Raw genomic sequence first — 25,473 nt, forward strand, 5'->3', positions numbered from 1 at the left:
GCCAGCGCGGCGGCGAGCGAGGTCTCCTTCGCCGCCACCGGCCCATCACCGTAACGGGTCCAGCCGTGCCGGGACTCCCACCGAATCAACTGGGGCGCAGCGGTCTCGGCGAACGCCTGGAACCCATGGCGTTCCCAGGTCCACGCCCACAACGCCGCCACCGCATCGGAGACGACGAAGCCCGCCGCCGCCACGGGATCGTCGGAGCGGAAATAGTCGTAATCGTGCGATTCGCACGCGAGGTCGATCAGTTGCTCCAGCGCGGCCGCGGCCGGCTCGGCATCCTCGGCCCGCAGCGCGTCCTGCGCCTCCGCGGCGAGCCGCTTGAAGGTGAACCGCCAGCGCGTTCGCTCGCGCGGCGTCACCCGCCGGTCCCCGCCCATGTAGGCGCCCGATCGCGCCAGCGACACGAAGTCGTCGACCTCGAACTGCACCATCTCCGGATCGGCCGGCTTCTTCGCGGGACGCTGCGGGCGACCGCGCCCGTCGCTGGCGAGCTCGGCCTCGATGCGCTCGCGCACGGGGGCCGTGCCGCGCCAGTACAGGTTCCACAGCGCTTTGCGCAGCCGATCCTCGTTGAGCCCGGACACCACGCGGAAGAACTGTTCGCGGTCCATTCGCTTCCCCGGCATGGGTGCCATCATGCCCCGCGGAGTGCGCGCCGGTGCAAACCGGACGCTGAGCTGGACGGCCCGGGTTCATGCTCGACGGCGACGACGGAATCGTCGCCACCGCGGAGTGGATGCCTTTACGCCCAAACAGGTGCCACCATCCCGGAGACGCGGCTAGCGCACGTCGAGCGCCAGCGCCTACCAGGGGCAATCATCGGGTCACGCCGTGAGGCCTCCCTCGTCGTAGAGCAACGCGGTCGTTTGTGCCGGCATCAAGCGGTCGTCGGGATGAGCACCGCGACGTCACTGTGCAGGTGCGCCAGCCCACTGTCGAGAGTCGCCAACTGTCCGTCGCGGCTGCGGGCGAGCTGGGCAAGGTAGGCATCCGTTACCTGTCGGTGACCGACCACACCACCGACCTCGACATCGGCGAAAGAGACAGTGTCCGGCCAAAACTCGTGACGGTTGGCACTCTCGACGGCACTGACGACCTCCCGCGCAGCCGCCGCGGATTGCCCCGACCGCACCAGGAATCGGACAAGGCTTCCCTGCGTGATCGGGCAAGTCGCAAACGCCGCCTCGGATGCTGACAGCCACTCCGCGGCGGCGTCGTGGTGCACATGCTCGGCGACCACCAACGCGATGAGCGCGTTGGCATCGAGCAGCATCGTCACTGCTCATCCTCCAATGAGCGCACGTCCTCGGAGGTCACGACGGTCCCCACGCTCACCAAAGGCAATCCCGTTCTGGGGTCTCGAGAGATCGCGGCGGTGCTGCCGGCTGCCAGGCCGCGTCGAATCAGATCCGCAACCGTTTGGCTGAACGTGCGATGGGTATCCCGCGCGATCGCCAGCGCCTGTTTGTGAAGGTCGTCGGGCAGATCGATGGTGGTGCGCACGCCCACATGCTAGCATCACGGCATCATGATGCGGCGATGCCCCCTCGTTGCCGGCCCACCCGCTCAGGCCGATTCCGCACGGGCGGCCCGCAACTGATCGCACGCGTCGACGAAGCGCGCCCACTCGGCCTTGCTGGGACGAATCGCGCAGCCGCCCAGGGCATCGTCGCTGACGACGAAACCGGGCGCGACCGGTGCCAGCAGGCCGGCGATCTTGATGATCTGGCCGGCCGGGCTGTCCGCGAAGCTCTGAAACACCCGGTTGCGGATCCACGCCTGCGCGCTGTCGATACCGGCGGTCAAGTCCAACTCGGGGACCCGCAGCGCTCCCCGGCATCGAGTCACTTGCTCCTCGAAGCGATCTTCCCAGCATTGCGTCTCCCACCCGCTCCAGAGCTCGGGAAGCGCCTGGAAAATGCCCATGGTGTCGGCGGTTTGCCAGGCACCCACCGTCTTTCGGGGAACGTCAACGTGGACACCGCCCTCGGGGATCGTGCCAAGCGTCACCCGTGCGACGCCACGGCCGGGCAGCCGGTCCAACAGCGCGGGTCCATGCCAGGCCTTGCAGAGGTGCCACCACAGCGGCCAGAACCGAAGCCGCTCCTCGGCGTCAACGACAGACACCAGATGGCACAACGAGTTTCGGTGACGGGACAGCCGCAGCTCCGGCCGCTTGTCCCATTCGCAGGGCCGCAACTCTGCCCCGACATAGCCGGCCAGTTCGGCGGTTCCGTCGTACGCCCAGCCGATGGAATAGTCAGGCCAGACCGCGGCGAGCACACTCATCACGGCCCGGCGCTCCCGCATCTCCACCATCAGCTCGTCGCCGAAGAACAACACCCGGCGCCGATCCAGATCCACCACGGCGCCACCGTCGGCCCACAGCGGGTTGACCCACTCATCCTTGGCGCACCGGCGAAGCGACTGCGCGTACCGCAGCGCGTACTCCGGGCCGGCGATCAGCGCGTCCAGCATCCGGCAACCCGCCCAATGCGAGTAATAGAGCTGCCAATCCTGATCCTCGACGATGACGAAGTTCGCCCGGTTTCCCATGTTGTCCCCTGCTCGCCCATTGACGCGGTCTCGGATCTCGCGTCGACTGGGCACAGTCTGCGCCCAGGGTCAGACACGATCCGCCCGAATCAGTCGGCACCCGTTTCAGCTGCGGCCCAAGGATCCGTCGAGACCGCAGAGAAGACACCCAGCACCTGGTACGGCCCGTTCGCGAACACGCCCGGCGGCACCATGCTGGTGCGCGAGCCCCCTAAACTAGATCCATCGCCTGTGGCGGGAACGCCAAATGAGGCAGGTCCACAGCCGACGCGGCAAAACAACGACAAGGCCAGCGATCGCGCCGTCTTCGGCGATCAGCCCGGGCAAAGCGCTCGACAACATCCTTCCCGGCAGCCGTCCCAGTGGCGGCGCGCTTGCGCGGGGCTATACGACAGCGCAGGCGTTGCTGGGCCGGTTCCCGAGTCCTCGGCCACCGCTCAGCCGGTAGCACCGAATCATCCCGATGTGACTCAACCCAAGACGAGCGACACCCCATTGGCCTTCAGATCGGCGAACGAGTAGCTCATTTCGCCTCGGCGACCGACCGACACGACGTAGCGGTCTTCGCCCTCGGTGATTTCAAACGAGAAAGGGAAGGTGCACCAGAATCGGCCGCCCTGACCCGCCTGCAGGAAAGCCGTGGCCAGGATGTCGCCCTTGCTGTTTTTCACCGTCACCTGCGTTCCCGGGTTGATGTCGGAGTACCCGCCTGACCCGGAGCACGAGGAGCCCGACACGGTGATTGCCGGTACGTAGACGTTTGGCGATTCATCCCGGAGGGTGAAACTTCCAGTGACAGTAATGGTTTCAAGGACATGGAAGCCCTCACTGAACTCGGGGCAATAGTATTGCACGGCCACCTGATCGACCGGCATCCCCTGCTGTTCGCCACCGTCCTGCAACTGGCGGCACACCTGCTTGCCGCGGGCAATGGCGTTCGCGTCGGAGTTGAACTCACCGGTGAGTCCGGACCGCCTCAAGGCGGCGAGGTACTTGTCGTCGACGGATTCCCGGTCCCGATTCACGAACAGCGTCACGACGACACTAGCTCCCACGAGTCCCAAGAGCACAACCACGCCCGCAAGCGCCCACCACAACCGACGGCGCCCAGAGCGTGGCGGTCGTGACACCGCTGACTGCGAAACACCAACGGCACCTGACTGATCCAGCTGATGCTGACCAAGTGCGTCGACGGCTTCGGCGTTGCCGTCGCGAATGAGGTCGGTCGGCTGCCCGGCGACGAAGTAGCGTCCTTCATGACGACCGGTGGGATCTGGTCGCCAACCCGTTTCCGTCATCACAGCGCCAACCGTCGGCGTCGTGGCCCGATGCCAGGTCGAGCCAATCTTGTATGCGCCGCACGCCCCACACCGGGTCGGGTCGGTGAGCGCGGTACCGCAATACACGCAGAAACTCATGACAGCGTCGTCACTTCCGGTACACCGTCGTGCCCTGCTCACCAACGAAGGTGCTGATGAACTTCGCGAAACAGTCATCGCCGCCGAACCCGTTCGAGTCGCACCAGCGATTGGCGTCACCGGCGGTGGGCTGCGCCGGCCCAACCACCGTCACCCAGAAATCGGGGCCGCTGAAGGTGGTCCAGTGCCCCGACCACACCAGCCGGGCGCCCCCGAACCGCTGCCGCAGGGCCAGGTGATCGCGAAGAATATCGGCGCTCGTCCATGTTTTCCCCGCCGCGACCAGGCCGACGCGCTTCGAACTCACCTGAGGCACCCAGCGATTGGAGATATCGCGTCGCACGTAGGGAAAGTCCGAGTCACGCAGCTCGCTGAGCACCTCCTCGGCAACTGCGTTGACGCTGCCGTAAGCCGGTGCCGCGAACTCGGCAGCGATGATGGTCGTGCGCTCCGATCCCACTGGTGCAGCCCAGCGCTCGGACCTGCCCTTCCGCGTGACCTGCAGTGCCGGCGCCCCGGACAACATGTCGGGTGTTCGCCAATACATTCCGGGCGGAAAGACCAGGGTTCGACGGGCCGGTATGCCGGGCTCGATCCTCAGCGGATCTGCCGAGAAGTCGAACCTGCCGGCTGCCACGTCGCGCCGCCCGTCGGCGACGGTGACTTCGAGCGCCGAGTTCGATTCGACATCGCCGCCGGCGCATGCCGACATGAACGCTGCACTCACCGCAAGTCCGTCGGACGTCAGATCGACCGACTCCGCCTCAAGCACCGGATCGTCCGGGCAACTCGCTGCTTCGGCCTGCCCCCACGGCACCCCCGCCGTGGCGGCGCCCCGCGCAGAACCGGGCTCCTCGCGATCGTTACGCGATGGTCGCGTCACCGCGTAGGCGACGGCTGTCACGACGACGGCGACCACCAGCAGCGTCGCCGCGAGGACGACGAGGGGCACGCGGGATCGCCCGGGCGTCGTCTGGGGTGCGCCTGATTCCTCCGATGGCCAGGGCACCACGCCGATCGGTGAGCCGCAGCGCTCACAGAACTTGTAGTCCCATGCGTTCAGGTGGCCCTGGGGGCACAGGACCGTCGGCCGAGCCTGCCGCGCATGGTCATCCACGCCCGGAGTCACACGTGCCGGACTGGGGTCAGCGCCCCGATCGCTTGCCATCGGCCGCACCTTCAGGCAGAGACTACGCCCGATGTCGGACAACCCCAAGAGCGATCGAGTTGGCGGAATCACGAACACGTCGCGGGCGAAGCGGGAATTGCAGCAGCGTCAGGATTCGGCGCCATCTACTGTCGCTATGAATTTGTCACGTTCCCAGCGCAATGCGGTGCATCGTGGTCCGATGGGGCGAAGCCGAGTTCGAAGGCCGCGTTCTTCATGCCCCGGGATACCGCAGCGACGAATGGACTCGCGCGCAGGCTCAGTCGGCGATTGTCGTCACCCGGCAAGGCGATGGCCGCCCGAAGGGGTTCGAAACAAAACGAGTTGCGGCGCAGCCAATGACGTCGCCGTGAGAATCGCCGAGAGCGCGCGTCGCGGTACAGGCAGAGCTGGAGGCTGGGAGGTCCGCGGGCTGTGTAGCGCCAACATATGGCGCTGCGACTAGGCTACAGATATGTCTACGCGCACAGCGACGATCAGGGTTCCGGTCCAGACTCGAGACCGCCTCGCCACCCAGGCGCGTGAACGTGGGGTATCCATTGCCGCGCTGCTCACCGAACTGGCCTCCCGCGCCGAGCACGAGGCCATCTTCCGCGCCGAACGCGACGCCACCCGTACCGAAGCGACCGTCGACGCCGTGCACGACGAGGAACGCGACTGGGACCAAACAGCAGATGACGGCATCGCCTGAGCCGCGACGCGGCGAGCTGTGGCTGGTGGCCCTCGGCGCCGCACGCGTCGGTGAACCCGGCAAGCATCGGCCCGCCGTCATCGTCTCCGTAGATGACCTACTCACCGGGATCGATGAAGAGCTGGTAGTCGTCGTGCCCGTGTCGAGCTCACGGTCGGGCACGCCACTACGGCCACATATCTCACCCACCGAGGGAGTGGAATCCGCCAGCGTCGCCGTGTGCCGTGGCGTCCGCGCCGTCGCGCGCACCCGACTGCTGGAACGATTGGGAACCCTGGCGCCCGACACAATGCGCCACATCGAACACGCCCTCGCGCTGATTCTGGGTATCCGCGAGGCTGGCTGAGCCGGACGGCCCGACCAACCCGCAGACGCCCTCATGCGCCAAGATGGCGATGTCCACCACGGCCCAGGGCGTGCAAGCCCGCGTAACGCAAGAACTTATGACTTTTCCCCGACGGTGAACCGCCGACACCAAATCCTTCACGGCAGCGGTCTCGTAGCCGGGCCGAAGGAGTCGATCAGCCAGCAGTGAGACCGGCTGGACGCGCTATTCCGATTCGACCGGCGGCAGGGTCTCGAGTAGGCCGGGAAGGTCTTCAGTAACGGTGTGCCACAGGATATCGAGGTTGATGTCGAAGTAGTGGTGGACGAGGCGGTCACGCATGCGGGCGGCGAAGGCCCACGGGACATCGGGTGTGGCCGCCTGGAGCTCGGGGCTGATGTGTTTGGCGGCTTCGCCGACAATCTCGACGAGTTTGGTCACCGCGAGCCGCAGAAGCTCGTCATTGTCGAGGTCGGTTCGCTGTCGCCCATTGCAATAGCCGACCGCTTTGGACGCGGCCTCGGTGAGGTGCCGCAGCCGAATCTGGTCTTCAGGCCGCATAGATCGGTCGTGCGGTCGCGGCCACCTTGTCGCGGAAGTAGGGGCTGAGGTCTTCGTATGTGCGCAATTCGACCTGTCGGCCAAGGACGGCTTCAAGCTCGAGTTCCATTTGGGCGAGCCGCAGCAAACCGGGAGTTCGATCGGGAAAAAACTCGACCAACATGTCGATGTCGCTAGACGGACCGAAGTCTTCGCGGAGCACCGACCCATACAACGCAAGCCGTCTGATCCCCCAACGCTTGGCGAATTCGTCGAAGAAGGAATCCTCGATCGTCAGCCCGGGCCTGAGTCTCACACCGTAATGATGCCGTAGTACCACCCCGGCGGGGTGCGCAACACTCACGACACTGTCCCATCGGCGGTCGTCACGACGACAGCGGCCGTCCAGCAATCCACCCCATGGCCGGCCATGATTCGACGCCCTCGCCCAGGTGCACCGGGTCGGTCACCAGATACGTGAAGTTGGGCAGAATGGCGGCCAGCAACAAGACGATCAGCACCGCGTGCCGCCACTCGGTCATGCCCGCAGGGTGTCGGCGGTGTGACCCGCCGGATCGCTCACCTCGCCAGCCTTAAGCCAGCCTCAGGCCCGATGCCAGGCTGCGCCGGTCCAACCGTCGCAGGCCGAGGTCGTCGGCGAGCTCGGCCGCACGCACGTACTCGTCTCGGCGCAGATGCCGGTTGATCTCCGGGTACGAATCCCGTGTACCAGTACGCCCGACCAGCCCGGCCGGGTAGTACTGGGCCATCAGGTCGACGTATGTGTCCGGCCCGAGGACGTCGGCGATCCACCGCAGAATCTCCGCGGTTTCGTCGAACATCCCCGGCATGACCAGGTGACGCACCAGCAATCCGCGAACCGCCAGCCCGTCATGGTCCAGGGTGAGCTGGCCCACCTGGCGGCCCATCTCGGGGATGGTGGCGCGCATCACCTCCGGATAATCCGGCATGCGCAGGAACCGGCGGGCCCGTTCGCGGCTCCACACCTTGGCGTCGGGCAGGTAGATGTCGACGATCCCGTCCATCAGCGTCAGGCTGTCGAGGCTGTCGTAAGCACTCGTGTTGTACACGATCGGCAGCCGCAGCCCGGCCTCGATCGCGTGCGGCAGCGCCTCGAGGATCTGCGGGACCACATGCTCGGGCGTGACGAAATTGATGTTGTGGCAACCCTGGCCTTGCAACTCCACCATCATCTGCGCGAGCCGCCGCGGGGTGACCCGCTCGCCGCACACCTGCCAGGAGATGTCGTGGTTCTGGCAGAACACGCAGCGCAGGTTGCAGCCAGAGAAGAAGATGGTGCCCGATCCGTTCCAGCCCCGCAGGCAGTTCTCCTCGCCGAAATGCGCGAAGTGCGAGGCGACAACCGCCGTGCGTCCGATCTGACACAGGCCCTTGACGTCATGCAACCGGTCGACCCGGCACAGCCGCGGGCACACCCGGCACCGGTCGGGGCCGAGCAGCACCCGGGCCCGCACGGCCCGCCGAGAGATCTCGTCGACGCCAAGGCCCACGTACGCGGGGACGCTGTCCATGGATCAACCTCAAGGTCAGTGTAGGCTGCGGACACCACCACCGAGGGGCCTCTCAGCGCCGTCGAGTTCATGTTTTCAGTCCACTCGGGACAGCACTCCGGTCAACGCGCCTGCGGTGTACGTGTTGCCATCCTGCTCACCCACAGGGCACCCCGCGCCCCCGAGGCAGCGGCAGTTGCAGAAGATGACGAAGTATGCGCGGCGCTGCGACGACTGGGTCCTGGAGTGACGACGCGCCGTGGCGGAGGACTTCTGCGCCCACGGAAGCATTTGTGGCCGAGCAGCGTTCGCAGATATCGCGTGGCCGGGTCGCGGGCGACGTCGGTATTGCCGAATGCGACCGCTGCTTCCCCGCCCGGGAACACTGTCAAAACGATGAGTCGGCATCCTCATGGGGCACGACCACGTCGTGAACCTGTACCGGATCGGCCCGGGCCGCGGGCGAGAAGCTCGCGCAGCGTGGGAAGCATACGCTGGTCCTTGGGCCGGTTCGCTGCCTGCTTGGACCGGACCACGTCGGCCAACGAGGCGACCGGCACCGACACTCCGTAGAGCTGGGCCACGATCGCATCCTTGCGCAGATCCCGGTAACCGCCCGTACCCGCCGGCGTGAAAGACACATCAAGATCACCTGCGGTTGTCGTGAGATTCCACATCTGCACGGCCGCCAATGAATCCGCGTCGCAAGAAAATGGCAGACCCTGCCGCGCAGACTCCGTTCGAACCCGTGCATCGAGCTCGACGAGTGCCGAAACGAGCCGGGCCAGGTTCGCCCGATCGGCCTGCGGTGTGATGTCCACGTCCTCCGTCGGAAACGGTGAGCCGTGGTAGACGGCCGCCAGTCCACCGATCAGGACGTACGCCACCTGGTGCCGGTCGAGCACCTCAAACAGCCGGGCCAGGTCGAGTTCCATCTCAGCCTCTCGCCGCGCTCAGCTGCCGCACCAGCCGCGCGTGCCGGTCCATGCGTTGCTGTCCCGTGAGGCCGGCGAGCCGAGCGGCCTGAGCCATGTCGCTTTCGTCTCGCGGCACCAGCATGATCTCCAGGTCGAAGCCACAAAGCCGGACCAGGCGGAATACGTCGTCAAGGCTGACCGCGGTGCGGCCTGATTCCCAGCGTGCGATCCCGGGCTGAGATGTCTCAGCCTGGGCCGCGAGCTCGGCTTGGGTCAGCCCGGCCCGCCGCCGCGCCTCGCGGATCAGGTCGCCACCGTAGGAACTCACCTCATGAGAATAACAGATTTGTTATAGCGCAGGTCATCGATGCGCCGTGCCGGCAACCGAACACGGTGACTGTTTTCCCGCTGTTCTGGTTGTTGGTCCGCGGGCGTGCGGCAAGACAACCACTGCGGCCCGGCACGCTGGCACCACTGTGCGGCTGGACCGCGAAGCGGATGCGGCCGCCGTTCGGGCCAATCCCGATGGCCGCCGCCGGTGCACGACGGGACGGCGAGCCACTGGAACGGTTGCCGTATACCTGCGTGATGGCACACCTGCGTGCCGACGCGGCCATTGGCGAGCCAACACCCAGCTGTATCACCTGCGGTCCGAGCAAGGCCGCCACGAGGGGGACGTCATCGTCGAGTACGCCGTTCGAGATCAAGGCCAGCGGCGAGCCGAATCTACACGACGCCATGCACTTGCGGTGGTTACGAGACGAACTCGAGAGCCCGCTCAGCAGTCATCCCGACTGCGCGCGACAGACCACTGTCGCCGGGACCGGCACACGCTGTATCGGGCTGCTTTGGCCGCCCAGGACCTTGCTCGATCAGGGATCAGGGCTCGATCAGGGATCAGGGCTCGATCAGGGATCAGGGTCCGCGTCGGCTCGAGGGCACCCGGTCGCGCCGTGCGCGGCATAGGTCCGGCTGATCGTTGGTTCGTCGTAGCCGGCATCGACCGCCGCCCGTCGCACCGCCTGCGCCACGACCGGCGCCCGATCGGCCGGCACCAGCGCGATAACGGCGCCCCCGAAACCACCGCCGGTCATCCGGGCGCCCAGCGCACCGGCGCACACGGCGGTGTCAGCGATCAGGTCGATGTGCTCGGTGGTGATGCCGAAGTCGTCGCGCATGGATTCGTGGGACGCGGTCAGAATCCGACCGGCGGCGGTGAGATCCGAATCAGGCAGTGCGGCAATGAAATCCAGCACTCGCTGATTCTCGGTCACAACGTGACGGGCACGTCGGGCGTCGACCGGATCGGTGACCGCACCCAGCGCCGCCGGCCCGCGATCCTGGATGTCGCGCAACGACGACACGCCCAGATCGGCGGCCGCCCGTTCACACGACGCCCGTCGCACCGCATACTCCCCGCCGGCATGACGGTGTCGGGCCCGAGAGTCGATCAGCAGCAGCGTGACGCCGCAAGCGTCCGGGTCGAATGGCACCGGGCGCACGGTGATGTCGCGAAAGTCGATCAACAGCGCGGTCTTCGGCTTTCCGAACAGCGCGGCCAGGTGGTCGAGCAAACCCGTTGGGGCACCGACGTAATCGTTTTCGGCTCGCTGCGCGAGCCGGGCTAGCTCGATCCGGTCGATGGGGGTGCCGGTGGCGGCGCCGATCGCACCCAGGGCCGCGCACACCAACGCCGCCGAGGACGCCAACCCCGACCCGATCTCGACGTCGCTGGTGATCGCCATCCTCCCGCCGGGCACCGGGTGGCCGGCGTGCCGCAGCGCCCAGATCACCCCGGCCACATAACCTGCCCACCCGATCACCTCCCCCGGCGCGGTCTCGAGCCGGATCCGCACCGAGCCCTCGGCGCGGTCGCTGCGCACGGTGATCGCGTCGGTGTCCTCGGGCGAGAACGCGACGATGGTGCGCTGCGGCAACGCGATCGGCAACGCGAAACCCAGGTTATAGTCGGTGTGCTCGCCGATCAGATTGACCCGCCCGGGTGCGGCGTAGCGGACGGTCATGACCCCAGCTCGCGCATTCGTGCGGCCACGGTCTCCGGGGTGACGTCGCTGATGAACGCGTCCATCGCCGATTCGGCGGCCGCCAGGTATTTCAGCTTAGTGGCGCTGCGCCGGACCGACATCAGCTCGACGTGAAAATAGCCGTCCCGCTGGACATCGGTGTCGCTGAACTGATGCAACGCCGACATGTAAGGCAGCGGCGACGAATACATCCGATCAAACCGTCGCAGCATGTCACGATATATCCGGGTGAACCCGTCAAGCTCCGCGTCATCCAGCTCGGTAAGGTTGCGCACCAACCGGTTTGGGTAGATGTGCACCTCAACCGGCCAGCGCGCGGCGAACGGTACGAATGCGGTGAACAGCTCGCTACGCGCGACGATGCGGCTGCCGTCAGCGACCTCGCGTTCCAGTAGATCGGCAAACAGGTTGGCGCCGTAATGTTTTCGGTGGTGGCGCGCCTGGCTCAGCATGGCTGCGGTGCGCGGGGTCAGATAGGGGTAGGCATAGATCTGGCCGTGCGGGTGGGTCAGTGTCACCCCGATCTCCTCGCCGCGGTTCTCGAAGCAGAACACCTGCTCAACCCCGGGCAGCGCCATCAGTTCGGCGGTGCGGTGCCGCCACGCCTCGACGACCAGCCGGGCGTGCGCCGGGTCCAGGCCCGCGAACGATCCGGTGTGGTCGGCCGAAAAGCAGATCACCTCGCAGCGGCCGTGCCCCGGCACGGACACGAACCCGTCACCGTCGGGCGCGGCGGCTGGGGCCACGCCGGCCCCGGCCAGGCTGGGGAAGCGGTTCTCGAAGACGACGACGTCGTAATCGGGGGCGGGCACCTCGCTGGTCAGTCCGGTCGGTCCCGGACACAGCGGGCACAGCTCGGCCGGCGGCTTGTAGGTGCGGTCCTGGCGCTGAGCGGCGACGATCACCCACTGGCCCGTGGCCCGGTCGTACCGCAGCTGCGACGGGACCGAGTCGCGTTCGGGCAGCGGGCGACGATCCGGCACCGGCACCGGAACGTGCCCGGGCAACGCGAAGAAAAGCAGGTCACGGCCATCGGCCAGAGTCCACCGCGTCGGCGCCGTCACAGTGTCGAACACTAATGGACCATCCCGCGACACGAGACCTGGCGCACGTCCCCGGATGGTCGTCGGGTACGGCGCGCTTCGGGGCGTTGGACCGACCTTGCCCTTTAAGTCACTTCGATCGCGTCCGGATGTTGCTGGATGTTCTCGAGGCCTATCCGAGGCCGACCGCTGAGGCCGGGCCTTTTGGCATCATTGGTCACTGAATTCACTTGCATAACATTGGTTTTACCCTTGAGCGAAATGGCCTATGTCGGCCAACCGTGATACCATTCGAACATGCATTCGAGTAGCCGGGAGGAGATCGTCGAGGTGTTCGACGCCCTCGACGCCGCCCTGGACCGGGCGCTGGAGTTGTCGATCGACGTGTTGACCACCCCCGAATGCCTGACCATGCTGGAACGCTGCGAAACCCTGCGCCGCCGCCTACCCGCCGTCGAGCACCCCTTCATCAACAAGCTCGCCGACCAGGCCGACGCCAGCGAACTGGGCGGCAAGCTGGCGTTCGCGCTGGCCGAGCGGCTGCGCATCACCCGCGGCGAAGCAGCCCGGCGCATCGGCGAGGCCGCCGATCTGGGGCCGCGGCGCGCGCTGACCGGAGAGGTGCTGCCGCCGCTGCTGACGGCCACCGCCGCCGCCCAACGCGCCGGCCAGCTCGGACCCGACCATGTGCGGATCATCCGCGCCTTTCTGCACCAGCTGCCCAGCGGGGTGGACCTGCCCACCCGGGACAAGGCCGAAGCCGAACTGGCTCAGTTGGGTGGCCGGTTTCGGCCCGACCAGCTGCACAAGCTGGCCGCCAAACTCGCCGACTGCCTCAACCCCGACGGCAATTTCAGCGACACCGACCGGGCCCGCCGCCGCGGCATCATCCTCGGCAAGCAAGGCGCCGACGGCATGTCGGCGATCACCGGCTACCTCACCCCCGAAGCCCGCGCCACCCTCGATGCCGTGCTGGCCAAACTGGGCGCCCCCGGCATGGCCAACCCCGCCGACCCCACCCCCTGCCTCAGCGGCACCCCGTCACAGGCCGCCATCGACGCCGACACCCGCAGCACCGCCCACAGAAACCACGACGCGCTGCAGGCGGCGCTACGTGCCCTGCTGTGCTCGGGGGAGCTGGGCCAACACAACGGGCTGCCCGCGGCGATCATCGTGTCCACCAGCCTGGCCGAGTTGGAAGCCCGCGCCGGACACGCGCTCACCGGTGGGGGCAGCCTGCTGCCGATGAGCGAGGTGATCCGGCTGGCCGCCCACGCCAGCCACTACCTGCGCATCTTCGACCACGGCCGCGAGCTGGCGCTGTATCACACCAAGCGGCTGGCCTCCCCGGCCCAGCGAACCGTGTTGTACGCCAAGGACCGCGGCTGCTCCTTTCCCAATTGCGATGTGCCGGGCTATCTCACCGAGGTGCACCATGTGACCGATTATTCCCAGTGCCGGAAGACCGACATCAACGACCTCACCCAGGCCTGCGGCCCCCATCACCAGCTGGCCACCAGCGGGGGCTGGAGAACCCGCAAACGCAAAGACGGCACCACCGAGTGGATTCCGCCGGCCCATCTTGACCATGGACAACCCCGCACCAACAGCTACTTGTCGGGTAGCCGGGGGGAGTCGCACCCCCCGGCTCCCACAGAACCGTACGTGAACCTCTCGATTCATACGGCTCTTATCACCTTGATCACCAGACGGTGGGGACGCCAGTTGTCCATGCCCAGTGCGCGAAGAACCGCGGGTATTGCTTGGTGACCCGCGACCACGCGTGCTGGAACTCCCCGCGGCTCCGGAACCGGCGATATTTCTTGCGGACCCAGCGCATCAGGTAGGCGTTGATGCGTGTCAGGAGGGGATACAGCGCCGACCGATAGAAGGCGCCGTAGTAGTTCATCCAGCCGCGCACAATCGGGTTGATCGTGCTGGCCAGACCGGCGAAGGTGTGACCGGTGCGGTGGTGCAGTCGCCAAGACCGCACCTCGCGTCCAATCTTTTTCAAGGCGTCCCTGCTGATCGCGGGCATAAACGAGACGAACATGCTCCCGTTTTTGTTGCGCACCCCGCGCGGGCGGAACGTGAAACCAAGAAACGTGAACGACGTGTGCTCATAGTCACCGCGCCGCTTGCCGTCCCTGCAGTACACGATCCGAGTCTTGTCGGGATGCAGCCGCAACCCGACCTCAACCATTCTGTCCTGCAGCGCGGCCAGCACCCGGCGGGCTTGGCGCTCGCTGACGCAGTGCACGACCGCGTCATCGACATAGCGCTCGAACCGGACGGTCGGAAACTCCCGGACCATCCACATATCGAACGCGTAGTGCAAGAACAGGTTTGCCAGCACGGGCGAGACCGGCGACCCTTGTGGGGTACCTCGGTCACGCTGCTGCAAGGTGCCGTCGGGCAACACCACCGGGGCCTGCAGCCACCGGCGCACATACAGCATCACCCACGGCAAGTCGGTGTTGGCCTGCACCGCCTTGAGCATTAGATCCCACGACACGCTGTCGAAAAATTTCTCGATGTCCAAATCGATCACCCAGTCGGTTTTCCAGCAGCGCTGCCGGCACGCGCCCACCGCATCCACTGCCGAACGGCCCGGCCGGTAGCCATAGGAGTCGTCATGGAAGATCGACTCGACCTTCGGTTTCAACTCCTCGGCCACCACCGTTTGCGCCACCCGGTCAGCGATGGTGGGCACGCCCAGCATCCTGGTCCCTCCGCCATGCGGCTTGGGTATCCACCGCACGCACCGGAGGCGGAAAGTAACTCCCCGAGGACATCCGATTCCAGACCTTGTACAGATTGTTCTGCAGGTCGGCCTCGAACGCCTCGATCGTTACTTCGTCCACGCCCGGTGCGCCCTTATTCGCCTTGACCTTCTCCCAGGCCTCCATCACCGCCCACTTCGAAATCTCGAACGGCTTGCCTGGCGACTTCAACTTGCTCACGCAACTCCTCCCGACACCCGAAAGTCTCGGTTGATCGAACGAACACGTCACAGATGACCCGGCCCCTTCGCTCCACCCCCATTACAGGAGCTTCACCACTACTACGAGCCAGTCCGCCGACCGGACCCGCGACGGTACTCACACCCGCACAGGCGGGGGCTACTCCCTATCTCCCACTCCAACCTCGAACGGGAAGTATCGTTCCGGCCTTCTCCTGTTCCATACAGAAGCCGCAGACCGGGCTCGCGTCGCCTACATGCCGGACACCACCTGGCCAATCAGCGGGCACCCGCCAGGCTCATCCCGGGATCGGATGAACACCCCGGTTTCGATGTCACCTGATTTTCTTTCGACACGTCAGCAGCGAATCGCTTGCGCTCCCCTGTGTGCCAGGGTTAGGTGAGACAGCGGCAGTAGCCGATCATCGCTGCAGGGCGAGACAGGATCACTATTCCACGTGACTATGACGATCGCATCTTTGGACAGTCGCGCCGATACTGGCGTGGTGGAGGGCACGCGGGATCCGGGCGCCCGGGCACGGCGGCGCACGTTCACCGCCGAGTACAAGGCCCGCATTCTCGACGAGTACGACGCGTTACCGGCTGGCTCGGAGCGGCGCGGCGCGTTGCTGCGGCGAGAGGGCCTGTACAGCTCGCACATCGCCGAATGGCGCAAGGCCCGCGACGCCGGCGCCCGGAAAGGCCTGGCGCCCAGAGGGAAGAAACCGAAACGCACGGCCGAACAGATCGAGTTGGAGAAGCTGCGGCGGCGCAACGAGCTGCTCGAAGCCGAGCTGGAACGCACCAAGTTGGCCTTGGAGATCACGGGAAAAGCGCACGCGCTCTTGGAGATGCTCTCCGAGAGCGCGGACTCCGATCCGAAGTCCAAGCCGTGATCGACGAGCACCTGCCCAATCTGGCGGCGGCGACCAGCACGAAGCGGGCGTGTGCGCTGCTCGGCGCGTCGCGGGCCACCGTGTACCGCCGCCGCAATCCCAAGCCCCGTCCAGCTGCGCCGCCGCGACCGGAACCGGCGAACAAGTTATCCGAGGCCGAACGCCAACACGTGCTGTCGGTGCTGCGCTCGCCCGAGTACTGCGACCTGGCGCCGGCGCAGGTGTGGGCGCGGCTGCTCGACGACGGCATCTACTTGTGCTCGATCCGCACGATGTACCGGCTGCTGGCGATCGCCGGGGAGAACCGCGAGCGGCGCCGCCAACGCACCCACCCGGCGAAGAAGAAACCCGAGCTGATCGCCACCGCACCGAACCAAGTGTGGTCGTGGGACATCACCAAACTACAAGGGCCGCAACGTGGTATCTACTACCAGCTGTACGTGATCATCGACATCTACTCTCGCTATGTCGTCGGCTGGACCGTCACCGCCACCGAGACCGGCGAACTCGCCAAGGAGTTCATCGACGCCACACTGGCCACCCACGACATCGAACCCGACCAGCTGACCCTGCACGCCGACCGGGGCACCTCGATGACCTCCAAGCCGGTCGCCCAACTGCTGGTCGACCTGGGCGTGGACCGCAGCCACTCCCGCCCGCACGTGTCCAACGACAACCCTACTCGGAGGCCAACTTCAAGACCCTCAAATACTGCCCCGCCTTCCCCGGCCGGTTCGGCTCCATCGAAGACGCCCGCGCCTTCTGTACCGTGTTCTTCGACTACTACAACCACGTGCATCGCCATTCCGGGATCGGCCTGCACACGGCCGCGTCAGTGCACTACGGCACCGCCACCGAGATCCAGGCCCAACGCGCCGCCACGCTGGACGCCGCCTACGCCGCCAACCCCGCCAGATTCCGGCACCAGCGGCCCACCCCACCGAAACTGCCTACCGTTGCCTGGATCAACCAACCAACCCCCGAAGCACTCATCAAATCCGCGTAAGAAACTGTCTCACCGGCCTTGACATGTTCCGCTCGCCTTCCCGGTCCCCACCTGACACGTCACACGCGCCTTTTCCACATCGCTCACCACGGTCGCGTCACCGCTTCCGCAGCATGTGGCGGTTTGAAGCCTCCCCCCGCAGGGCGACTCCGAAGGGCCGACAATCCTTCATCTCCTGCACAGCACCGCTAAAGGAAGCACTACCTACATCGACACTCCCTTCCCACGATCAGGACACACCCACCCCGAAAAACTCCTCCACAACAACGACGACGAGGACGACCCGTGAGAACCGGCAAACGGCGATAACCGTTGGCGTACCCAGCGGTTCGCCGGGCCGGTGCGGGGCGCCAGCGGCGAATGCGGCCGCCGACCGGATCACCAGCCGCGACGTGGTGGATGCGTTCCAACCAGCTCCCTCCCCGCCACGACGTCGCGGCTGCGATAGACAATGTAGGGCCGGAACAGATACGCGACCGGGGCGCTGAACGCATGAACCAGCCGGGTGAACGGCCAGATCGTGAACAGCGCCAGCGCAATCAGCACATGCAGCTGGTAATACAGCGGCGCCGCGGCCATCAGGTCACCGCGCGGCTGTAGCACCCAGATGGACCGGAACCACACCGAAACGGTCTCCCGGTAGTCATACGGCTCGCCGACGACCCCCGAACCCAGCGCGGTCGCATACAGCCCCGCCGCTATCGCCCCCACCAAGAACACGTACATCACCTTGTCGTTGGCCGTGGTGGCCAAAAACACCGGGCCGCGGGTGCGCCGCCGGTAGATCAGCAGCGCCAGCCCCACCAGCGTGCTGATGCCGGCAATCGATCCCAGCACGACGGCCTGGACGTGATAGGCGTGCTGACTCAGACGCGCTGCGTCCGTCCAGGATTCGGGGATCAGCAGGCCGATGAGGTGTCCGGCGATCACCACCAGGATGCCGTAATGAAACATCGGGCTCGCGATCCGCAGCAACCGCGCCTCGTAGAGCTGGGACGAGCGGGTGGTCCACCCGAACTTGTCATACCGATACCGCCACCAGGTGCCGACGACGACGATCGCCAGCGTCACGTACGGCACCACGTCCCACAACGTCTCGCCGAGCACCTCAGTCACCTCCGGGGTTGCGTCGCGGTGGAACACTCAACGTCAACGGTTGCAAGCCAACCGCTTCGGCCGGCGCACCGGCCGCCGCTAGCCGGCGGGCACGCTGCAGGTCGGCGTGCGTGGCCGGCGGCAGCGTGGCCGACACCGCGCCGACGGCGTGCGCGTACGGGGAGGCCGCCTCGGTGAGCGCATCCCGCAACACGTCGACCGCAACCCGATGCTCGACCAACAGCCGCCGCCCACGGTCGGGGTCGACGGTCGCGGCGAACTCCAGCACCACCGGCAGATAGTCCGGCGCCTCGGACCTCGGCGGGGCGACACCGCCGGCCCGGTAGGCCGCAGCGAACGCCAGCATCGCGGCGCCGCGGTTGCGGGTGTCACCGGCCGTCCAATAGGTCAGATACATCGTGGTGCGCCGGCACATGTCGAAGGTCTGCACGTAGTCCTGCGCCGCACGCAGCGGGTCGAGCCTCCGCAACTCAAAGGCCGTGCGCGACAGCAGTTCTGCCGCAATGCCTTCGGCGTGTGCCAGCAGCCGCTCGGCGGTGTCCAGCCGCGCCGTGTCGGGGTAGCTGAGCAGCAGCGACGCGCACTGCCAGGCCAGGCGGTCCTGCAGAACCGTCGAAGAGCGGGACCGCGACCTCACCCCCGCCCCCCGTCCGGAAACATGCCGTGTGGCACCCCGCGGCCGTCCCAGTTGAGCAGGTTGACCCGGGACGGACGGTTGGCGTTGGCGGCCATCCCCTCACCGGTCTGCCGGTGCCGCAGCGCATGAAATGTTTCGACCGCCACCGGCACCGGTGCGCCGCTGGCCTCACCGAACGGGCCGGACCCGTACATTCCGGGACCGCCGTCGAACGACAGCGCGCAGCCGGCCTCTTCGACCACGCCTCCGTCCAGGTCGTAGACGGTCGGAATCACGTACCGCTCTTCGTATTTCGCCAACGCCAGCAGCCGGTACATCGCATAGATCTGGTCTTCGGTCATGCCGACCGATTCCGGGATGTGCGGCTGGGTCTCCCGGCCGAGGTTGATGTCGCGCATGTAGGAGCGCATCGCGGCGAGCCTGCGCAGCACCGATTCCACCACGGTGGTGTCGCCGGCGGCGAACAGCCCCGCGAGGTACTCCATCGGGATGCGCAGCGCCTCCAACGCGCCGAACAGATTCCCGAGGTCCTCGCCGTCGTGCCCATCACGACTCACCGCGTCGACAACCGGCGACAGCGGCGGGATGTACCAGACCATCGGCACGGTGCGGAATTCCGGATGCAGCGGCAGCGCCACCTGGTAGGTGTTGATCAGCGCATAGACCGGCGAGCGCTGGGCGGCCTCGATCCACTCGTCCGAAATGCCCGCGGCCCGCGCCCCGGCGATCACCTCGGGATCGCTGGGGTCCAACAGGATTCGCCGGTGCGCCTCATACAGATCGGCGGCGCGCGGCACCGACGCGGCCTGAAGCACCCGGTCGACGTCGTAGAGCACCAGGCCGAGGTAGCGCAGCCGCCCGACGCACGTCTCCGAGCACACCGTCGGCAGGCCCACCTCGATGCGCGGATAACACAGCGTGCACTTTTCCGCCTTGCCGGTCTTGTGGTTGAAATACACCTTCTTGTACGGGCATCCCGACACGCACATCCGCCAGCCGCGGCAGCGGTCCTGATCGACCAGCACGATGCCGTCCTCGGTGCGTTTGTACATCGCGCCCGACGGGCACGACGCCACGCACGACGGGTTCAGGCAGTGCTCGCAGATGCGTGGCAGATAGAACATGAACGCCTGCTCGAGCTCCAGCCGCACCCGTTCGCTGACCTGTCGCAGCACCGGGTCACCGGGCACGATTTCCGGTGAGCCGCCCAGGTCGTCGTCCCAATTCGCCGACCACGACACCTTCATCGGCTTGCCGCTGATCAGGCTGCGCGGCGGGGCCACCGGCATCTGCTTACCCAGCGGCGCGGTGATCAGATTCTCGTAGTCATAGGTCCACGGCTCGTAGTAGTCGTCGATGCTCGGCATCTTCGGGTTGGCGAAGATCCTCAGCAGCTTGGCCAGCCGGCCGCCATCACGCAGCCGCAACCGGCCGCGCCGATCCCGCACCCAACCGCCGCGCCAGCGCTCCTGGTCTTCATAGGTGCGCGGATAGCCTTGGCCCGGGCGGGTTTCGACGTTGTTGAACCAGACGTACTCGGTGCCTGGCCGATTGGTCCACGCCTGCTTGCAGGTCACCGAACAGGTGTGGCAGCCGATGCACTTGTCGAGGTTCATCACCATCGCCAGCTGCGCCATCACCTTCATGAGTACGTCACCTCTTGGGAGCGCCGGCGCACCACGGTCACCTCGTCGCGCTGGTTGCCGGTGGGGCCTAAGTAGTTGAACGCGAACGCATGCTGCGCATACCCGCCGGCCAGGTGGCTGGGCTTGATCAACAGCCGAGTCAGCGAGTTGTGGATACCGCCGCGACGCCCGGTGGTCTCGGTCAACGGCATGTCGATGGTGCGCTCCAGCGCGTGGTAGACGAACACCACGCCGTCGGGCATCCGGTGGCTGACGATCGCCCGGCACACCAGCACCCCGTTGCGGTTGACCGCCTCCACCCAATCGTTATCGCGCACACCGATTTTCGCCGCGTCGCCGATGCTCATCCACATGGTGGGCCCGCCCCGGGACAGTGACAGCATGAGCAGGTTGTCCTGATACTCCGAGTGGATCGACCACTTCGAGTGCGGCGTCAGATACCGCACGGTCAGCGCGACGCCGTCAGCACCGAGCGTCGGCTCGCCGAACAGCCGCGACATGTCCAGCGGCGGGCGGTAGATCGGAAGCTGCTCACCAAGCTCCTCGAGCCAGTCGTGATCGAGGTAGAAGTGCATGCGTCCGGTCAGCGTGTGAAACGGCTTGAGCTCCTCGATGTTCACCGTGAACGGCGCATAACGGCGCCCGCCGGTCTCGCTGCCGGACCACTCCGGGCTGGTGATCACCGACACCGGCCGAGCCTGCGTGTCGGCATAGGTGATGCGGCGTTCCTCGCTGCCTTCGGCCAGCTGCGCCAGCCTGCGCCCGGTCCGGCGTTCCAGTTCGTGGAAACCCTGCACCGCGAGCCGGCCGTTGCTCGTCCCCGACAACGCCAGGATCACGTCGGCCATCCGCTCGGCGGTGGTGATCGCGGGCCGGCCGGCCGCGGGCCCAGACTCCAGCACCCCGAACTTGGCGGCGAGCTCGTCGACCTCCCGGTCCGGCCGGGTGGTGATGCCCTTGGTGGTCAGCCCCAGCCGCTCGACCAGCGGCCCCAGGGTGGCCCATTTGTCGGCGATGGCGGCGTAGTCGCGCTCCACCACCGCGAGCGGACCCATCGTCGTACCCGGAACGGGCAGCACTCCCCTTGCGCGCCAGTCATATTCGGCTCCGGACGGGTAGCTCATCGCGGCCGGCGTGTCGTGCTGCAGGGCGCCGAGCACCACATCGGTGCGGGTACCGAGGTGTTGGGCGGCCAGCGTCGAGAAACTGCGCGCGATCGCACCGAACGCCTCGTAGTCGGAGCGGGTTTCCCACGGCGGGTCGATGGCGGGGGTGAACGCGTGCACATACGGGTGCATGTCGGTGCTGGACAGGTCGGCCTTCTCGTACCAGGTGGCGGCCGGCAGCACGACGTCGGACAGCAACGTGGTGGACGTCATCCGAAAGTCGATCGACATCAGCAGGTCGAGCTTGCCATCTCCGATGTCGTCGCGCCAGACGATGTCGTTGGGCCGCAACGCCTCTGGCGTCGGCGTTGCCTGCAGGTTCGACGTGGTGCCCAGCAGGTGGCGCAGGAAGTACTCGTTGCCCTTGCTCGACGAGCCGAGCAGGTTGGCCCGCCACACGTCGAGCACCCGCGGCCAGTTCGCCGGGTCATCGGGATCGGCGAGCGCGGGTTCCAGGGTGCCCGCCGCAAGTTGTTCGACCACGTAGTCGGCGATCTCCCGGCCGGCCGCACGCGCCTCGTCGGCGACATCCAGGCTGGAGCGGTTGAACTGCGGGTAGAACGGCGTCCAGCCCATCGCGACCGCGGAGGCCAGCACGTCCATCGTGTGCTTGCCGGCGAACCGGCCCCGGCCCACCGGGCTGGCCAGCGCGTCGGCCCGATAGCCGTCGTAGCGCCACTGGTCGGTGTGCACGTACCAGTACGAGGTGCCGGGCATCTGCCGCGGCGGCCGCGACCAGTCGGTGGCCATCGCCATCGTCGCCCAGCCCGTGATCGGGCGGCACTTCTCCTGCCCGACGTAGTGCGCCCAGCCGCCGCCGTTGCGGCCCATCGACCCGGTCAGCAGCAGCAGGGCGAGCACGGCCCGGTAGGTGGCGTCGCCGTGGAACCACTGGCAGATGCCGGCGCCCATGATGATCATCGACCGGCCACCGGATTCCTCGGCGCTACCGGCGAATTCACGCGCCACCCGGATGGCCTGCTGCGCCGACACCCCGGTGATCGGTTCCTGCCAGGCCGGGGTGTACGGGTGCGCGGCATCGTCGTAGCCGGCCGGCCAGTCTCCCGGCAGCCCGGGCCGGGCCACCCCGTACTGGGCCAGCATCAGGTCGAACACCGTGCACACCCGGTGCTCACCCACCCGGCGCACCGGAACGCCGCGCACCATCGTCGCACCCCGGCCGTCGGCGGTGTCGAAGCGGGGCAAGACGATTCGCGCGGATTCGCCGCCGCTTCGGTGGGCCACGGTCAGGGCCGGCACGATGTCACCGAGGTCAAGGTTCCACTTGCCCACCCCGTCGTCGCCGTAGCGGAAGCCCAGCGAGCCGTGCGGGACCGCGGGCCGGTCGGTGGCGCCGTCCAGCAAGGCCGGTTTGAACGCCGCGTTCGCGACGTCGTGGCCCAGGTCGGCGGCGGTGAGCACCTTCCCCGGCACCACGTCGTCACCGCGGATTTCCAGCTTGACCAGAAACGGCAGGTCGGTGTACCGGCGCACATAGTCGACGAAGAACGGAACCCGCTGCTTGACAAAGCATTCCGACAGGATGACGTGTCCCATCGCCATGGCCAGCGCGGCGTCGGTGCCGGCCGCGCACGGCATCCACTCGTCGGCGAACTTGGTGTTGTCGGCGTAGTCGGGGCTGACGGTGACGACCTTGGTGCCGCGGTAGCGCACCTCGGCCATCCAGTGCGCGTCGGGGGTGCGGGTGACCGGCACGTTCGACCCCCACATGACCAGATAGGCGGCGTCCCACCAGTCGCCGGATTCCGGCACGTCGGTCTGGTCCCCGAACACCTGCGGCGAGGCCACCGGAAGGTCGGCGTACCAGTCGTAGAACGAGGTCATCACCCCGCCGATCAACTCCACGAACCGGGAGCCGGCCGCGTGGCTGACCATCGACATGGCCGGGATCGGCGAGAAGCCGGCGACGCGGTCGGGACCGTATGTCTTGATGGTGTGCACGTGCGCCGCGGCGATCATCTCGGTGGCCTCGGCCCAGCCGACCCGCACCAGCCCGCCGTTGCCGCGGGCCCGCTGGTATCGGCGACGCCGGTCGGGGTCGGACACCACGTCGGCCCACGCCAGCACCGGATCGCCCAAGCGCGCCTTGGCTTCCCGGTACATCTGCGCGAGCACGCCGCGGGCATAGGGGTAACGCACCCGCGTCGGGGAGTAGGTGTACCAGGAGAACGCGGCGCCACGCGGACAACCGCGCGGCTCGTATTCCGGCCGGTCGGGGCCGACGGACGGATAGTCGGTCTCCTGGTTCTCCCAGGTGATGATCCCGTCCTTGACGTAGATCTTCCACGAGCAGGACCCGGTGCAGTTGACGCCGTGGGTGGAGCGCACCACCTTGTCGTGGCTCCAGCGGTCGCGGTAGAAGACGTCGCCCTCCCGCCCGCCCCGGCGGGTCACGGTGCGCAGATCGTCAGAAAACTCCCCGGGGGTGAAGAACCGTCCGCTGCGCTCGAGCAGTTCCTCGATCCGACCCCCGGGTGCGACGCTCACACGGCAACCTTTCTGTCCGCGGCCACGGGTTCGCTGGCATGCAGTTTCACCGCCGTGTACGCCATCGCGGCCAGCGCGGTTGCCACCAGCAGCAGCAGCCCGATCGTGTAGTCGTTCTCGACGGAGTCGTAGGTTGCACCCATCACCAACGGCGGGAAGTAGCCGCCCAACCCGCCGGCGGCGGCGACGATGCCGGTGACCGAGCCGACGGATTGGGTGGGCGAGCGGCGGGCCACCCAGGCAAACACGCCGCCGGTGCCGATGCCCAGGAAGATCGCCAGCGTGATGAAGGTCAGCCCAGAGTACACGTCCGGCGGTGGCTGGGACACCGCGATGAACGCCAGCACCGCGGTGCCGGCGAGGGAGGCGAGCACGACGTACTTGGGCGCGATGCGGTCGGCCAGCGCGCCGCCGATTGGCCGGGCCAGCACCGCGGCCAGCGCGAAGCCGGCGGTTCGGGCGCCCGCGTCGACCGCGGAGAACCGGTAGATCGTCTTGATGTAGGTGGGCAGGTAGTTGGCAAACGCGACGAAACCGCCGAAGACGATCGCGTACAGGAACGACATCTCCCAGGTCACCCGCAGCTTGGCGGCGGCGATCAGCTTCGGCAGCACCGGGCCGGTGTTGGGGGTGAAATCCGGTGAGTTACGCATGACCAGCACACAGGCCGCGGCCGTGAGCGCCAGCGCGACGGCGATGATGAAGTGGGTGCTGAACAGGCCAAACCAGCGCACGAACCGTGGTGTGCAGAACGCCGACAGCGCGGTGCCCACCATCCCCATGCCGAACACCCCGGTGGCGAAGCCACGACGAGCGGCCGGATACCACGCGTTGGCGAACGGGATCCCGACGGCAAAGACAGTGCCTGCGATCCCGAGGAAGAACCCGAACAGCAACAGCAACGGGTAGGAACCCGACGTTCCGGCAAGACCGACGGCCAGCACCGGCGCGATGGCCGACAACGAGATCGCGATGAACATCGTGCGCCCGCCGAACCGGTCGGTCAGCGAGCCGATGACGATCCGGCCCAGCGCCCCGACCAGAATCGGCGTCGCCACCAGCAACGAGGCCCGCGCGCTGGAAAGCCGCATCTGGTCGGCATAGGTGGTTGATAGCGGGCCGATCAGATTCCAGGCCCAGAAGTTGATCGTCGAGACCCACGTCGCCAGGGCCAAATTCACGTCTCGTCGGGCGCCAATATCCGGCGTCGTCGCCGTGTCCACCCCATTAGCCAATCACCTTGCCAGCCGCTTCGAAACCGACCAAAGTCATTGGCAGGAGAGCCGTAGGCCATC

The 25,473-nt window shown here is 67.0% G+C and carries 21 protein-coding genes and 5 pseudogenes; 4 read left to right on the forward strand and 22 right to left on the reverse strand.

Annotation, left to right across the window (positions count from 1 at the left end):
• Nucleotides 1-152: 152 nt before the first annotated feature.
• The 6 genes and pseudogenes from G6N20_RS21345 to G6N20_RS13965 all read right to left on the reverse strand — a co-directional run.
• Nucleotides 153-644: pseudogene (locus G6N20_RS21345) on the reverse strand (hypothetical protein); the annotation flags it as partial.
• A gap of 239 nt (nt 645-883) precedes the next feature.
• Nucleotides 884-1,285: a TA system VapC family ribonuclease toxin gene (locus G6N20_RS13945; protein ID WP_083050885.1), complete on the reverse strand. Its 402-nt coding sequence runs from the start codon at nt 1,283-1,285 to the stop codon at nt 884-886.
• Nucleotides 1,282-1,509, reverse strand: a complete 228-nt coding sequence (locus G6N20_RS13950; protein ID WP_083050922.1) for an antitoxin — start codon at nt 1,507-1,509, stop codon at nt 1,282-1,284. The genes G6N20_RS13945 and G6N20_RS13950 overlap by 4 nt, the downstream gene beginning before the upstream one ends.
• A 63-nt stretch (nt 1,510-1,572) precedes the next feature.
• A complete protein-coding gene (locus G6N20_RS21350; protein ID WP_169715467.1) occupies nt 1,573-2,562 on the reverse strand; it encodes a hypothetical protein in 990 nt (329 codons plus the stop codon).
• Nucleotides 2,563-3,032: 470 nt separating this feature from the next.
• A complete protein-coding gene (locus G6N20_RS13960; protein WP_083050887.1) occupies nt 3,033-3,980 on the reverse strand; it encodes a DUF732 domain-containing protein in 948 nt (315 codons plus the stop codon).
• Between the two features lie 10 nt (nt 3,981-3,990).
• Nucleotides 3,991-5,148 (reverse strand): hypothetical protein, encoded by a 1,158-nt coding sequence (locus G6N20_RS13965; protein WP_083050890.1) that lies wholly within the window; start codon nt 5,146-5,148, stop codon nt 3,991-3,993.
• Between the two features lie 454 nt (nt 5,149-5,602).
• Here G6N20_RS13965 and G6N20_RS13970 point away from each other — a divergent pair, with 454 nt between their 5' ends.
• Both G6N20_RS13970 and G6N20_RS13975 read left to right on the forward strand, forming a co-directional pair.
• Entirely contained in the window at nt 5,603-5,839 is a 237-nt protein-coding gene (locus tag G6N20_RS13970; RefSeq protein ID WP_083050892.1) for an antitoxin, read from the forward strand.
• Nucleotides 5,823-6,185, forward strand: coding sequence for a type II toxin-antitoxin system PemK/MazF family toxin (locus G6N20_RS13975; RefSeq protein ID WP_083050894.1), 363 nt, complete (start codon nt 5,823-5,825; stop codon nt 6,183-6,185). Before G6N20_RS13970 ends, G6N20_RS13975 begins: the two co-directional genes overlap by 17 nt.
• 204 nt (nt 6,186-6,389) lie before the next feature.
• Here the strand turns inward: G6N20_RS13975 and G6N20_RS13980 are convergent, their stop codons facing one another.
• From G6N20_RS13980 to G6N20_RS21355, 9 genes and pseudogenes are all read right to left on the reverse strand, one after another.
• Complete coding sequence (locus tag G6N20_RS13980; protein WP_083050897.1) at nt 6,390-6,725, reverse strand: HepT-like ribonuclease domain-containing protein; 336 nt, start codon at nt 6,723-6,725, stop codon at nt 6,390-6,392.
• Nucleotides 6,715-7,020 (reverse strand): nucleotidyltransferase family protein, encoded by a 306-nt coding sequence (locus tag G6N20_RS13985; protein ID WP_083050899.1) that lies wholly within the window; start codon nt 7,018-7,020, stop codon nt 6,715-6,717. The genes G6N20_RS13980 and G6N20_RS13985 overlap by 11 nt, the downstream gene beginning before the upstream one ends.
• A gap of 70 nt (nt 7,021-7,090) precedes the next feature.
• Nucleotides 7,091-7,246 (reverse strand): hypothetical protein, encoded by a 156-nt coding sequence (locus G6N20_RS13990; protein ID WP_158084787.1) that lies wholly within the window; start codon nt 7,244-7,246, stop codon nt 7,091-7,093.
• Nucleotides 7,247-7,297: 51 nt separating this feature from the next.
• Nucleotides 7,298-8,257 carry a radical SAM protein gene (locus G6N20_RS13995; RefSeq protein ID WP_083050901.1) on the reverse strand — a complete coding sequence of 320 codons (960 nt, stop codon included), beginning with the start codon at nt 8,255-8,257 and terminating at the stop codon, nt 7,298-7,300.
• 389 nt (nt 8,258-8,646) lie between these two features.
• The gene (locus G6N20_RS14000) at nt 8,647-9,171 is read right to left on the reverse strand and encodes a nucleotidyltransferase domain-containing protein (protein WP_083050903.1); all 525 of its coding nucleotides are present in this window, start codon (nt 9,169-9,171) and stop codon (nt 8,647-8,649) included.
• Between the two features lies 1 nt (nt 9,172).
• Nucleotides 9,173-9,481 carry a helix-turn-helix transcriptional regulator gene (locus tag G6N20_RS14005; RefSeq protein ID WP_232065346.1) on the reverse strand — a complete coding sequence of 103 codons (309 nt, stop codon included), beginning with the start codon at nt 9,479-9,481 and terminating at the stop codon, nt 9,173-9,175.
• Between the two features lie 580 nt (nt 9,482-10,061).
• The gene (locus G6N20_RS14010; RefSeq protein WP_083050908.1) at nt 10,062-11,177 is read right to left on the reverse strand and encodes a galactokinase; all 1,116 of its coding nucleotides are present in this window, start codon (nt 11,175-11,177) and stop codon (nt 10,062-10,064) included.
• Nucleotides 11,174-12,220, reverse strand: coding sequence for a galactose-1-phosphate uridylyltransferase (galT, locus tag G6N20_RS14015; RefSeq protein WP_232065531.1), 1,047 nt, complete (start codon nt 12,218-12,220; stop codon nt 11,174-11,176). The genes G6N20_RS14010 and galT overlap by 4 nt, the downstream gene beginning before the upstream one ends.
• Nucleotides 12,197-12,262 (reverse strand): annotated as a pseudogene (locus tag G6N20_RS21355) (galactose-1-phosphate uridylyltransferase); the annotation flags it as partial. The gene galT and the pseudogene G6N20_RS21355, both read right to left, overlap by 24 nt.
• A gap of 276 nt (nt 12,263-12,538) precedes the next feature.
• Between G6N20_RS21355 and G6N20_RS14020 the strand changes: the two are divergent.
• A pseudogene (locus G6N20_RS14020) lies at nt 12,539-13,855 on the forward strand (HNH endonuclease signature motif containing protein); the annotation flags it as partial.
• Nucleotides 13,856-13,943: 88 nt separating this feature from the next.
• Here the strand turns inward: G6N20_RS14020 and ltrA are convergent.
• Together ltrA and G6N20_RS21360 are read right to left on the reverse strand one after the other, a co-directional pair.
• Nucleotides 13,944-14,954 carry a group II intron reverse transcriptase/maturase gene (gene ltrA / locus G6N20_RS14025; protein WP_232065347.1) on the reverse strand — a complete coding sequence of 337 codons (1,011 nt, stop codon included), beginning with the start codon at nt 14,952-14,954 and terminating at the stop codon, nt 13,944-13,946.
• Nucleotides 14,938-15,204 carry a hypothetical protein gene (locus G6N20_RS21360; RefSeq protein WP_232065348.1) on the reverse strand — a complete coding sequence of 89 codons (267 nt, stop codon included), beginning with the start codon at nt 15,202-15,204 and terminating at the stop codon, nt 14,938-14,940. The genes ltrA and G6N20_RS21360 overlap by 17 nt, the downstream gene beginning before the upstream one ends.
• 463 nt (nt 15,205-15,667) lie before the next feature.
• Between G6N20_RS21360 and G6N20_RS14035 the strand changes: the two are divergent.
• Nucleotides 15,668-17,105, forward strand: a pseudogene (locus tag G6N20_RS14035) (IS3 family transposase).
• A 378-nt stretch (nt 17,106-17,483) separates the two neighbouring features.
• Here the strand turns inward: G6N20_RS14035 and narI are convergent.
• The 5 genes and pseudogenes from narI to G6N20_RS14060 form a co-directional block, all read right to left on the reverse strand.
• Nucleotides 17,484-18,206, reverse strand: a pseudogene (gene narI / locus G6N20_RS14040) (respiratory nitrate reductase subunit gamma); the annotation flags it as partial.
• 7 nt (nt 18,207-18,213) lie between these two features.
• Nucleotides 18,214-18,858, reverse strand: coding sequence for a nitrate reductase molybdenum cofactor assembly chaperone (gene narJ / locus G6N20_RS14045; protein WP_179961473.1), 645 nt, complete (start codon nt 18,856-18,858; stop codon nt 18,214-18,216).
• Nucleotides 18,855-20,504 carry a nitrate reductase subunit beta gene (gene narH, locus G6N20_RS14050; RefSeq protein WP_083048022.1) on the reverse strand — a complete coding sequence of 550 codons (1,650 nt, stop codon included), beginning with the start codon at nt 20,502-20,504 and terminating at the stop codon, nt 18,855-18,857. The genes narJ and narH overlap by 4 nt, the downstream gene beginning before the upstream one ends.
• Nucleotides 20,501-24,178 (reverse strand): nitrate reductase subunit alpha, encoded by a 3,678-nt coding sequence (locus G6N20_RS14055; RefSeq protein WP_083048020.1) that lies wholly within the window; start codon nt 24,176-24,178, stop codon nt 20,501-20,503. Before G6N20_RS14055 ends, narH begins: the two co-directional genes overlap by 4 nt.
• A complete protein-coding gene (locus G6N20_RS14060) occupies nt 24,175-25,359 on the reverse strand; it encodes an MFS transporter (RefSeq protein WP_232065532.1) in 1,185 nt (394 codons plus the stop codon). Before G6N20_RS14060 ends, G6N20_RS14055 begins: the two co-directional genes overlap by 4 nt.
• Nucleotides 25,360-25,473 lie beyond the last annotated feature (114 nt).

Source organism: Mycobacterium shinjukuense (assembly GCF_010730055.1).
GTDB lineage: Bacteria > Actinomycetota > Actinomycetes > Mycobacteriales > Mycobacteriaceae > Mycobacterium > Mycobacterium shinjukuense.